The following is a 12,501-nucleotide window of genomic DNA, read 5'->3' as shown; positions in this document are numbered from 1 at the left end:
AATAGATCAAAAGAGGCGAGTGGTTTTTAAACAACTCGCCTCTTTTTTGTTTAGCTTAATTCATGAGCTTTAACGTTAAAACTAGTTTGCTTGGTTAAGCGACCAGTCGTAGTCATAACTGATATTTTGAGTATTGGTTACTGCTTCTGTTCGATATTGGTCTAAGTGCTGAATGAGCTGTTTCTCTGTACCAAAATCCACAGCAAACCATTCGTAAATCGATGATAGTTGTAGTTTGCTGTTGCTAACCAATACACCCTTATCACTGTTTACATACTCAGATGCAGCAAGCTCCAATAACATATCAGTCTTGTCAGCAGTAAAGGCCTGAGGTTGTAAGTTAGGGCAACCCAAACTCGCACAATTCACCGCATAATGAGTGCGCGGATCTTGCCAAATCGGTCTTAGGATTCGATGTTCAATGTCATTGAGTGTCAGTGACTTCCCGTTAACGCTTACCACATCATCTCCCCATGGTCCGAAACTAAATAGACCACCGAGTTTAGTGATGGATTTTATTGGGTAGGCATCAAGAATTAAATCGACAGTCACGGCGTTATATAGATTAACCCAGTAGGCATACTGCTCCGCTTTTGAATAGTCGAGCGGATTAACCTGTTCTAATCTCTTGATGTACTGCTTGAGTTTGGTCTTATCGGCAGTGTTCACTGCTTGGTAGCGAACTAGGGTATTTTGACCTTGTTGAACTAAGTAGTTGTCGAGGAATAGCTGCCAATCTTGATGAGGTACCTGTTCTAGATTGGTTTCGTTGCTTCGATTCCAGTATGGCCAAAGATCGGATTTCGGCGCAGACCAAGCTAAGGTTGAGAAAAGTAGGCTGACAATAAAAAGTAGTTGTTTCATGGCATTCTCCTGATGACTGACTACTAAGACCTTATGCTTTACGATTTTCTTTCATGGCTCTTAAGTTAAATAGCGGAACTTATCTAAATAAAGGGTTGAGTTTAATAAAGACGTTGAGTTAAATAAAAGATTGAACCAAATAAAAAAGGTTGGCGCTAGGCCAACCTTTTATATGAACACAAAACTGTGTGACTCTACTTCAAGACTTCTTTACTTCAGGAAGCTAGGAATCTTAGCTTCAAACTCTGAAATCTTATCTGCGTGTTGAAGCGTTAGGCCGATGTTATCTAGGCCATTCAGCAAACAGTGACGACGGAACTCATCAATCTCAAACGAGTATTCTTTTCCATTCGCACTGACTTTCATTGCTTCTAAATCAACGTCGATCTCAGCGCCTTCGTTTGCCTCAACGAACTGGAATAGTTCATCGACTTCCTGTTCTGTCAGACGAACAGGGACCATCTGGTTGTTGATCGAGTTACCGTAGAAAATATCTGCAAAGCTTGGCGCGATCATCACTTTAATACCGTAATCGGCAAGCGCCCACGGTGCATGTTCACGAGATGAACCACAACCAAAGTTTTCACGAGCGAGAAGAATTGAAGCGCCTTTATAGCGGGGTGCGTTCATTACAAACTCAGGGTTTGGCTGTTGGCCTGCATCATCAAGGAAGCGCCAGTCGTGGAACAAGTGCTTACCAAAACCGATACGGTTCACTTTCTGTAGAAACTGCTTTGGAATGATCGCATCAGTATCGATGTTGGCCGTATCTAGAGGAACGACTAATCCGGTGTGTTGTTGAAAACCTGACATGTTAAATCCTCTAATTAAAGTTCACGAATATCGACAAAGTGACCAGCGATTGCTGCTGCGGCTGCCATTGCTGGGCTAACTAGGTGCGTACGACCATCACGGCCTTGGCGACCTTCAAAGTTACGGTTTGATGTAGAAGCACAGCGCTCTTGTGGACCAAGGCGGTCGTTGTTCATTGCAAGACACATAGAACAACCTGGCAAACGCCATTCAAAGCCGGCTTCTTTAAAGATTACATCTAAGCCTTCAGCTTCTGCTTGTGCTTTAACTTGCTCAGAGCCCGGAACGATCAATGCTTGAACGTGTTTCGCTACTTGACGGCCTTTCGCTACTGCTGCTGCTGCACGCATGTCTTCGATACGCGAGTTAGTACAAGAACCAACAAACACTTTATCGACGTTATAATCCGATAACGATTTACCTGCTTCAAGACCCATGTATGCCAGAGCCTTTTCTGCTGAAGCTTTCTCAACAGGATCTGCAAAGCTTTCTGGTGCAGGGATTGGCGTGTCTACCGAGATAACCTGACCTGGGTTAGTGCCCCAAGTAACTTGTGGCTTGATGTCTGCTGCTTCTAATGTCACAACTGCATCGAATTCAGCGTCAACATCGGTTTTCAATGTGTCCCAGTATTCGATTGCTGCTTCTAAGTCTTCACCTTGTGGAGAGAACTTACGACCTTTGATGTACTCGTATGTCGTTGCATCAGGGGCGATTAAGCCTGCTTTAGCGCCAAGCTCGATTGCCATGTTACATACCGTCATACGACCTTCCATCGTAAGGTCGGTAATTGCCTCACCACAGAATTCAACCACGTAGCCTGTACCGCCAGCAGCCGTTGTTTTACCGATGATCGCTAGTACGATGTCTTTTGCCGTGATGCCCGCAGCAACCTTGCCTTTTACTTCGATCTTCATGGTTTTAGCACGAGCTTGTTTTAGCGTTTGCGTTGCTAGAACGTGCTCAACTTCAGAAGTACCGATACCGAATGCTAAAGAACCAAATGCACCGTGTGTTGCTGTGTGTGAGTCACCACATACGATGGTCATGCCCGGCAGTGTAATACCTAGCTCAGGGCCCATTACGTGAACAATACCTTGGTATTTGTGGTTTAGGTCGTAGAGCGTGACACCAAACTCTTCACAGTTCTTCGATAGTGTTTCCATTTGGATACGAGCCATCTCACCAGAAGCGTTGATGTCTTTGGTTTGTGTCGATACGTTGTGATCCATCGTCGCAAAAGTTTTGCCTACTTGGCGAACTTTACGGCCTTTTTCACGCAGACCATCAAAGGCTTGTGGCGACGTTACTTCATGGACTAAGTGGCGATCGATATAAAGAATTGGCGTTTCGCCCTTTGCTGCAACTGCAACGTGAGCGTCATAAACTTTTTCGTATAAGGTTTTTGCTTGCTGGTTTGTCGACATAGCTTTTCTTCCTTGGGATCATCAGTCCCAGTGTTTGTTTCGAGCCAAGTCATGCGGTTTACGATGACTTGGCTTGATATTATTCTTATGTACTTGCTTCAATCGGAGCATTTAGCTTATGAAGCTAAGATGTACTCAGCGATCTTGTCACCCATTTCAGAGGTAGTCAGTGCTTGGTTCTTACCTGCAAGGTCTGCCGTTAGCTCACCTGCAGAAAGTGCTTTAGATACCGCTGATTCGATGTCTTGTGCTGCCGCTTCTTCGCCTAGGCTGTAACGAAGCATTAGCGCTGCAGAAAGAATTTGCGCGACTGGGTTCGCAATGTTCTTACCTGCGATATCTGGTGCGCTGCCACCTGCTGGTTCGTATAGGCCGAAGTTGCTTTCGTTTAAGCTTGCAGAAGGAAGCATACCCATGGAGCCTGTGATCATTGCGCACTCATCAGAGATGATGTCACCAAAGATGTTTGAACATAGCATTACGTCAAACTGAGATGGGTCTTTGATTAGCTGCATGGTCGCGTTGTCGATGTACATGTGGTTTAGCGTGACATCTGGGTAATCTTTTGCGATTTCTTCAACCACTTCACGCCATAAGATAGAGCTCTGCAGAACGTTTGCTTTGTCGATTGAGTAAACGTTTTTGTTACGTAGACGTGCAGATTCAAACGCAATCTTTGCAATACGTTCGATCTCGTAACGGTGATAAACCTCTGTATCAAAAGCTTTCTCAGTTGCGCCTTCGCCTTCACGACCTTTAGGTTGGCCGAAGTAGATGCCGCCTGTTAGTTCACGAACTACAACGATATCGAAGCCGTTACCTGAGATGTCAGCACGCAAAGGAGAGAAAGACTCTAGACCTTTGTGGATTTGTGCAGGACGTAGGTTACAGAACAGTTGGAAGTGTTTACGTAGAGGAAGTAGGGCACCACGTTCTGGTTGATCGTTTGGTGGAAGGTGTTCCCACTTAGGGCCGCCAACCGAGCCGAAAAGTACCGCGTCAGATTCTTCACAGCCTGTTACTGTCGCTTCTGGAAGTGGACAGCCGTGGTTATCAATTGCGATACCACCAACATCATACTCTTCGCGAGAAAAGCTAATTGCGTGTTTCTTTTCAATCGCGTCTAGCACCTTGTGTGCTTGTTGCATTACTTCTGGGCCAATGCCATCACCAGGTAGTACGGCAATTTTGTATGATTTATCTGTCATGTTAATCCTTTAATTCTTGTTACTGAGCTGTTTGGCTCGTTTTAAATTTTGTCCCTAAAGCCAACAACATCGGCTCTAGGGCTCTGTTATTGGGGTCTTAAACAGTCGCGAATTTTTGCTGCTTCATTTCAGCAATAGTGTCTGCGCGTTGAATGCTATTGATAACGTGTAGCAACGCTTGACCAGAAGCTTCAACGATATCGGTTGAAACGCCAGTACCGTGGTACTTACGGCCTTTATAGTTAGCAATGATGTCCGCTTGACCTAAGCCATCTTCGCCTTCACCTTTTGCAGTTAGGTCGAACTTATCCAACGCTATTTCGTAGCCTGTTAAGCGGTAGATACATTGGTATAAAGCATCAACCGGGCCATTGCCGACAGCGGCTTCGCATTTCTCTTCATCACCACATTGCAGTTTGATGCTGGTGGTAGACATAACACTACCAGATTGTACGCTTAGGTAGTTAAGTTTATAGAAGTCATCTTCATCACGTAGATTCGCGAAGTGCATCAATGCTTCTAGGTCGTAATCGAACACTTGTCCTTTACGGTCAGCAAGCTTCAAGAAGTCTTCGTACAATGAATCTAGGTTGTACTCATTATCTTTATAACCCATAGCGTCCATGTGACTCTTAACCGCTGCTCGGCCACTACGGCTTGTTAGGTTTAAGGCTTTGTTTTTCAAGCCAATAGACTCAGGCGTCATGATCTCATAAGTGTTCTTGTTCTTTAGCATGCCATCTTGGTGAATACCTGAAGAGTGGCTGAATGCGTTAGCACCGACGATTGCTTTGTTGTCTTGAATTGGCATGTGGCAAAGCTGACTTACCAACTTACTGGTACGGTGGATCTCCTTGTGATCCAAGCCAGTATGAACACCCAAAAGCTCTTGACGAGTTTTGATGATCATTGCTATTTCTTCTAAAGAACAATTACCTGCACGTTCGCCAATACCATTGATTGTGCCTTCAATTTGGCGAGCGCCCGCTTGCACAGCTGCAATTGAGTTTGCAACCGACATACCTAAGTCATCGTGACAGTGAACAGAGATGATCGCTTGGTCGATGTTGGGTACGCGATCGAATAGCGTTTTAATAATGCCACCAAACTCATTCGGTACTGTATAGCCTACCGTGTCTGGAATGTTGATGGTCTTAGCGCCTGCGTTAATCGCGGCTTCAACCATGCGACATAGGTTGTCGATAGGGGTACGGCCGGCATCTTCACAAGAGAATTCAACATCATCGGTATAGTTACGAGCGTGCTTGACTGCTTTCACTGCCATCTCTACTACGTCATCGTAGCTGCGGCGTAATTTGTCTTGTACGTGAACCGTTGATGTTGAGATGAAGGTATGAATACGGAACTGGTCAGCCACTTTAAGCGCTTCTGCAGCGGCATCGATATCTTTCGCTACGGCACGAGAAAGTGCACAAATACGGCTGTCTTTGATGTGCTTAGCGATGGTTTGTACTGACTCAAAATCACCTGGAGAAGAGATAGGGAAGCCAGCTTCGATAACATCTACACCCAGTCTCTCAAGAGCATAAGCGATCTGTAACTTCTCTTTTACCGTAAGGCTTGCAGCCAATGCTTGCTCGCCGTCACGTAAGGTAGTATCAAAAATTATTACTTGATCGTTCATGGGTGCTTCCTTATATCGATAATGAATCGATTGCTATCCAAATTATTATTAAGAATGATGTTCTTTTAAAAGTGCCAGTTACAAAAAAACCCGCTCAGTGCGGGTTTTAATATTTGTGTAGTTCTTGACCCACAACTTACCCGCGCGATTGGTTCACGATAAGGAGAAGTTTCAGCAGTAGAGAAGAAGAAAAAATCATTACACAAATATCCGTAAATAAACTGTTAACACCATATTTACCGTAATTTATTCTGAGCGTCAAACAAGAAAATCCAATATCAGCGTGCATTGGCAGTGTTTTGGTTTTGTTTGTGCTGTTTTTTGTTTAAGTGTTAGCGATATCAACTAAATGGTGGTTTTGTATTGGCGGGTTAGTTTATCGTTTGGCTGATGTGTAGGTTAAAACTTTGTAGTAAATATTTTTAATGGAACGATTCACCAAAAAAATCACAAGCGTGACTAAAGTAATTAATCAATTGATTAAATAGTGAGTAATTAATCTTCTACTGTTATGCCTGTTTATCTCTATAATTAATCGAATGATTAATTATAGAGATAGGTTGATGCCATGACAGCAAGAAAAGCGGGGCGACCTCAACAGAACTTAGATGTTCGACAACTATTGATTGAGCATGCTCGTGATCTGTTTGTCGTTCAGTCATACGACAAGGTCTCGACACGCCTGATTGCAGATCGTGCGGGTGTGAACATTGCGATGATCCGTTATTACTTTGGCAGTAAGGCTGGATTATTTGAGGCGATGCTGCGTGAAACGCTACGACCGATGCAATTGCAAATGCAGAGATTGGTTGAAGAAAGCAGCCATGAGAACTTTCTTGATTTAATGCGGACTTACTATAAAGAGATGGTCAAGGTGCCCAAGTTTCCTCGCTTGATTGCTCAAGTGATGAATATGCCTCCCTCTGAAGTGCAAAGAGAGTTGCTCGAAAAGGTTTTTCTCGATGTCGCCAAGCCAGCCCAAGATGTCATTTTTGAAAAGCTGGTTGAACAAGGCATCTTAAAACAGAACATGGATCCAAAATTGTGTCGAGTTTCGTATATAAGCTTGATGGTGTTCCCCTTCATTGCTCCGCCCCCTCTATTAGCAATCCATGGTATTGAGATTAATGAAGAATTTCTTAACCGTTTAATCGAACACAACATTCAATTGATGACCGAAGGCTTTATCAACGCACCGAGCCCTTCTGCAGTGCAGGACAAAAGATAATGAAAATAAATAAAAAACTACTCTTCTTCCCAGCACTTGCGGTTGGTGTCATCGGCCTTGTGACTGCGATTAGCTTAAAGCCGGATCTGCCGACTAAGCCCGCGGGAGATAGGGCTCGTCTAGTCGAAACAGTTAGTTTAGAACAACAAATGATCGCGCCGTTGGCGGTGGGCTTTGGCAAAGTAGTCCCTAAAGTTGAATGGAAAGCCATCGCCGAGGTGACAGGGCAGATTGTTTATCGACATCCAGACCTAGAAAAAGGGCAGATCATTCCAGCGGGAACTGAGGTACTTAAGATCGATCCTTTGGATTACGAGTTGAAGTTGGTACAAGCTGAAGCGGATCTTAAATCAAGCCAGACTTCATTAGCGAAATTGAATCAAGAAGAAGACAACCTGAATCAGACTCTTAAGATCGAAAAGAATCGCTTAGTGATCAGCAATAAAGAGCTGCAACGTAAACAAGATCTGCGCAAGAAAGGGCTAACTTCTCAATCCGATGTTGATCTCCAGCAGCAAAGTGCGTTGTCTCAACAGAAGCTTGTATTGGATATTGACAACCAAATTGCATTGATGCCAGATGAAAAGCGTGTTGCGGAAGCAGTGATTAAGGTGAATGTCTCTAAAGTAAAAGAGGCGCAACGCTCTTTGGATAAAACGACCATTACTTTACCTAGAGCGATGCGAATAGCTCAGGTCGATATTGAACAGAACCAAGTGGTTAATCTTCAGCAAGAGATGTTTGTTGCTCACGGGATTAAAGTTATGGAAGTTGAGGCGCAACTCTCTATTCACGATATGCAAACTTTAGCCTCAAGCTTTACTCAATTCCCTCGTGATGTCGCAGGCATACCAAACCCTTATGAAGCGCCAATCAAAGCAAGTATTCAGCTAAACAGTGGCAGCCTTAACCTCAATTGGCCTGCAAAGGTGGCGAGAATCAGTGAAACCGTTGATGAGAACCAAGCAACTGCGGGGATCATTCTTGAAATTGGTCAAGACTATTCAGCTCTGCAGCCAAGCAGTGCAACGCCTTTGGTCAATGGCATGTTCGTCAAAGCAGAGATTGAAGGCTTGGCCAACCTTAGTTGGGTTGTCCCAGAGCGCGCTTTGCACGGTGATAAGGTTTATCTGATGGATGACAGCCAGCGCTTACAAGTGGTGAATGTTGAAGTGCTTTATCGCAGAGACAATCAAGTGGTTGTGAGTGGTGAGCTAAAAACGGGAGATAAACTAGTTCTCAATGATGTCCTGCCAGCAATCGAAGGCATGTTACTGAAAGAGTCGAACTCTGAAGAGGCTGAGCTTGAATCAGATACTCAGGAGAGTGCGTCATGATCAAGTTTTTCTCTCGGCACCCAACAGCAGCAAACTTGTTGATGCTTGGGTTGTTGATTTTGGGTATAAGCTCACTATCAACCATCAAACGTGAAACCTTTCCTGCCTATGATCCACCTTACATTATGGCGGCGATCGTTTATCCCGGCGCATCACCACAAGAAGTGGAAGAGAGCTTATGTGTGCGAATGGAAGATGCAGTAGACGGCTTAGCCAACATTGAAGAGACTCAGTGTGAAGCCATCGAAGGCAGCGCTCGTTTAATTCTCAAGTTAAATGAGAAAGCGGACATTGGCCGAATGCTGGTGGACGTTCAAACTCAGATCAACTCGATCAATGATTTCCCTAGTGAGATTGAATCTCCGGTTGTTCAAGAGTTGGATTGGAATGAACCGGTAGTTGATATCGCGATTACAGCCGAAACCTCATGGCCTGAACTCAAAGCTTACGCCGAAGATCTCAAACGAACCATGAAGCTCGATTACGACGTTTCTTTAGTCGAAGTTAGTGGTTTTTCCGATCACCAATATCGTGTCGAACTGGATACCCAAGCCATTCGCCAGTTGGGTTTGAGTGTCGGTGATATCGCCGACCAAATTGGTCGTCAGAATGTAAAGCTGCCGAGTGGTAACGTTGAAACACCAGACAAGAATTTTTTGATTCGTTTTGATGAAAGACGAATTACACCGGTTGAGCTGGAAAGCATCGTGGTTGGCTCTGCGCCTAATGGATCAGTGATTCGTTTGAGAGACATAGCCAAAATAACCGACCGCTTTGAGCTTGATGAACAGAAGGTTCTATTTGATGGTAAGCCATCTGCTCTGTTGAAAATCAGTAAGAACAAAGAAGATGATGCGTTACGAATTAAAGAGAACGTGACTCGATTCGTTGAAGATCAAAGCGCGATTGCGCCCGATGGCGTGACATTGCAAATGACCAACGATCTCTCGTCGGTACTTTGGGATCGTCTAACCATGATGGTGCGCAATGGCTGGCAAGGTATTGTGTTGGTGTTCGCAACCATGTGGCTGTTCTTCAGTTTACGATATTCATTCTGGGTTGCAGCAGGTTTGCCGGTAGCCTTCCTTGGTGGCTTGTTCTTAATGGCTAACTTGGGCTTGTCGATTAACATCATGTCATTGGTCGGTTTATTAATGGCGATTGGTATCATGATGGACGACGCCATCGTGATAGCCGAATCGATAGCCTCCCATTTAGATAGGGGACAAAGCGTTGATGATGCGGTGTACAACGGCGTAAAGAAAGTGCTTCCCGGAGTACTGTCTTCTTTCCTAACCACGGTGTGTATTTTCGGTAGCTTACTGTTCCTTGATGGGGAAATGGGCGCGGTGCTTAAAGCGGTGCCTCAGGTGCTTATCTTGGTGTTGTCGCTGAGCTTAATCGAGGCGTTTCTTATTCTACCAAATCACTTATCTCATTCATTACACAAAGAAAAAAATGATAAGCCAGCGCTGCGCTTTAAAGTTGTGTTGTTAGAGAAGTTCGAGAACTTTCGTAATACCATCTTGATGAACATGGTTGAGAAGGTCGTGACGTTCCGCTACGCCTTTATGGGTGGAGTGATAACCTTATTACTTCTATCTATCTCCTTGATTGCTGGTGGTGTTGTCAAATTCCAACCATTTCCTGAGTTGGATGGTGATATTGCCGAGGCTCGCATCATTCTTCCACCGGGCGCATCACTGTCTCAAACCGAGAAAGTGGTCCATAAAATAGTCGCATCTGCTGAACGTTTGAATGAGCAGTGGAGTGAAGACGTCGAGGACGGTAATAGATTGGTTGAGCATATCACCAGCCAATTCAATGCAAACGCGGATGCCAATGAATCAGGGCCACACTTAGCTACCGTGCGCTTAGACTTACGAGGTGCAGAAAGTCGCAACACGGTGATCGATGATTTCATTGATGCATGGCGGGAAGACATCGGCGATTTGGCGGACCCTATCTCGCTGGTTTTCAAACAACCGACGATGGGGCCGGGTGGTCGTGCTATCGAGATCCGCGCCAAACATGATGATCTTGCTGCATTGAAATCGGCTTCTTTGGATATTCAGGAGTACCTTAATCAGTTTGATGGTGTGCATGGTGTTCTTGATGACATGCGCATGGGTAAGGAAGAGATCTTAGTTAAACTTCGCCCAGGTGCGGAAACCTACAATGTGAATGGGCAGATGATTGCTTCCCAATTGCGTGCGGCCTTCTTTGGTCAGACTGCGGATGAAATCCAAATTGGGGTTGAGAACATTTCGATTGAGGTACGCCTTGATAAAGAACAGGCGGGTGATTTACAGCAACTGGCTAACTTCCCAATCATCACCGCAGACGGCAGTCAGATCCCGCTAGCTACATTGGCAACGCTAGATTTTCAACGTAATTACGTGCGAATCCAACGTATCGATGGGCTGAGAACCATCAGTATCTTTGGTGACATCGATAATAAGAAGGCGAGCTCTTCCGCGATTTTGGCTCAGTTTCAAAAAGAAGAAGCCGCTAAGCTGATTCAAAAATACCCAGGCTTACGTTTTGATTTCGAAGGCGAAGCCAAAGATGCAGCTAAGACTGGAGCCTCGATGGGCAAAGGTTTCTTATTGGGCTTATTCGGCGTATTTGCGATTCTGAGTTATCAATTCAGAAGCTACTTGGAACCTGTGGTCGTAATGTTGGCAATTCCACTGGCCTTCATTGGGGTAGTTGTTGGTCACTGGCTGTTAGGGCACGCGTTAAGTATGCCGAGCATGATGGGCTTTGTGTCGCTTGCCGGTATTGTGGTTAATGATTCCATCTTGTTGGTGCAGTACATTCGTCACCATGTTGATGAGGGAGATAGCGTTCATGACTCGGTGGTGAAGGCCAGTCGCGAGCGTTTCCGTGCGGTATTTTTGACATCAATGACGACCGCTGCTGGTTTGCTACCGCTGTTGACGGAAACCAGCTTGCAGGCTCAGGTTATCCAACCATTGGTTATTTCAATTGTGTTTGGCATATTTGCTTCAACCTTACTGGTGTTGTTTATGATCCCTGCCGCTTACGCGATATTGGCTGACTTCGGGTTGGTGAAGAAGCATGAGCCATTAGCGCTATAATCTTTAGCGCTATTATCATTAGAGAGCACTATTATCATTAGCGAGCTCTATAACCATTAGCACGATAGAAGTAGTGTTTGCTTATATAAAGAAGCAAAAACATAGAAGAATAAAGCGGCCTTGTGTCGCTTTATTTTTATCGGCTGCTTCTAGGCTCCTATTAGCTTACTTAGTGAAAGCGGTTAATTCGCTTCAAAATTCATTTTAGTTCATTAAAAACGTCACTTAACTGTCATTTCAGGGGCATACCTTGAGCCTTAACTGAATGAGGATTGTTAAGGAGATCGTATGCGTACTATCGAACCGATTGTCCGCTGGGATGTGGCATTTTCTGTTTTCTGTTTGAAGAACCGTTATAGCGGGCAACATGCAACACTGAGTAAAGCGGTGTCTCATACTGGGGATGGTCACTTATATGTGTTGATCGCTCTGATTGCGCTGTTAGCTGATGGCTATACAGGTCGTGAATTTTTAATGGTTGGTCTAGCCGCTTTTGCGATAGAGCTGCCGATTTATTGGTTAGCCAAGAACACTCTTAAGCGCCGTAGACCCGCTGAATTCTCTTCATTGCTTCACTCTCACATTGTGCCATCAGATAAATACAGCCTGCCTTCTGGGCATTCCGCTGCTGCATTTGTTATGGCGACTCTAATCGGACATTTTTATCCAAGTCTCTATCTCTTTAGCTTGATTTGGGCGACAGCGATTGCTGGCTCTCGAATCCTACTCGGTGTGCACTTTTTAACGGATGTCTTAATTGGTGCAGCGTTAGGTATAGCGTGCACAAGCCTAGCCATTTACTTCATTTTATAGCGCTTAGTCGTATGGTTGTTTGTTCTGTTGTTCATATTAAAAAGACACAGGCAAAGACAGCA

The 12,501-nt window shown here is 44.7% G+C and carries 9 protein-coding genes; 4 read left to right on the top strand and 5 right to left on the bottom strand.

The window, feature by feature from the left end; translation table 11 throughout:
* Positions 1 to 81: 81 nt before the first annotated feature.
* The 5 genes from AB6D07_RS06600 to leuA all read right to left on the bottom strand — a co-directional run bounded on the left by AB6D07_RS06600 (position 82) and on the right by leuA (position 5,957).
* Positions 82 to 864, bottom strand: a complete 783-nt coding sequence (locus AB6D07_RS06600; RefSeq protein ID WP_017102934.1) for a DUF547 domain-containing protein — start codon at positions 862 to 864, stop codon at positions 82 to 84.
* Positions 865 to 1,074: 210 nt separating this feature from the next.
* Positions 1,075 to 1,677, bottom strand: a complete 603-nt coding sequence (leuD, locus tag AB6D07_RS06595; RefSeq protein WP_017102935.1) for a 3-isopropylmalate dehydratase small subunit — start codon at positions 1,675 to 1,677, stop codon at positions 1,075 to 1,077.
* Between the two features lie 14 nt (positions 1,678 to 1,691).
* Positions 1,692 to 3,104, bottom strand: coding sequence for a 3-isopropylmalate dehydratase large subunit (gene leuC / locus AB6D07_RS06590; RefSeq protein ID WP_017102936.1), 1,413 nt, complete (start codon positions 3,102 to 3,104; stop codon positions 1,692 to 1,694).
* 116 nt (positions 3,105 to 3,220) lie between these two features.
* Entirely contained in the window at positions 3,221 to 4,312 is a 1,092-nt protein-coding gene (gene leuB / locus AB6D07_RS06585) for a 3-isopropylmalate dehydrogenase (RefSeq protein WP_017102937.1), read from the bottom strand.
* Between the two features lie 97 nt (positions 4,313 to 4,409).
* Positions 4,410 to 5,957 carry a 2-isopropylmalate synthase gene (gene leuA, locus AB6D07_RS06580; protein WP_009847816.1) on the bottom strand — a complete coding sequence of 516 codons (1,548 nt, stop codon included), beginning with the start codon at positions 5,955 to 5,957 and terminating at the stop codon, positions 4,410 to 4,412.
* A 568-nt stretch (positions 5,958 to 6,525) separates the two neighbouring features.
* On the opposite strand from leuA, the gene AB6D07_RS06575 reads away from it, so the two are divergent.
* From AB6D07_RS06575 to AB6D07_RS06560, 4 genes are all read left to right on the top strand, one after another.
* Positions 6,526 to 7,185: a TetR/AcrR family transcriptional regulator gene (locus tag AB6D07_RS06575; RefSeq protein WP_009847815.1), complete on the top strand. Its 660-nt coding sequence runs from the start codon at positions 6,526 to 6,528 to the stop codon at positions 7,183 to 7,185.
* The gene (locus AB6D07_RS06570; RefSeq protein ID WP_017102938.1) at positions 7,185 to 8,522 is read left to right on the top strand and encodes an efflux RND transporter periplasmic adaptor subunit; all 1,338 of its coding nucleotides are present in this window, start codon (positions 7,185 to 7,187) and stop codon (positions 8,520 to 8,522) included. The genes AB6D07_RS06575 and AB6D07_RS06570 overlap by 1 nt, the downstream gene beginning before the upstream one ends.
* On the top strand, positions 8,519 to 11,626 hold the full coding sequence (locus AB6D07_RS06565) for an efflux RND transporter permease subunit (RefSeq protein ID WP_372091505.1): 3,108 nt from the start codon (positions 8,519 to 8,521) through the stop codon (positions 11,624 to 11,626). Before AB6D07_RS06570 ends, AB6D07_RS06565 begins: the two co-directional genes overlap by 4 nt.
* A gap of 288 nt (positions 11,627 to 11,914) precedes the next feature.
* Positions 11,915 to 12,439: a phosphatase PAP2 family protein gene (locus tag AB6D07_RS06560; protein WP_012603172.1), complete on the top strand. Its 525-nt coding sequence runs from the start codon at positions 11,915 to 11,917 to the stop codon at positions 12,437 to 12,439.
* Positions 12,440 to 12,501 lie beyond the last annotated feature (62 nt).

The organism is Vibrio sp. 10N.239.312.C11 (assembly GCF_041466065.1).
GTDB lineage: Bacteria > Pseudomonadota > Gammaproteobacteria > Enterobacterales > Vibrionaceae > Vibrio > Vibrio tasmaniensis_A.
This window is presented reverse-complemented; position numbering and strand designations above follow the sequence as displayed.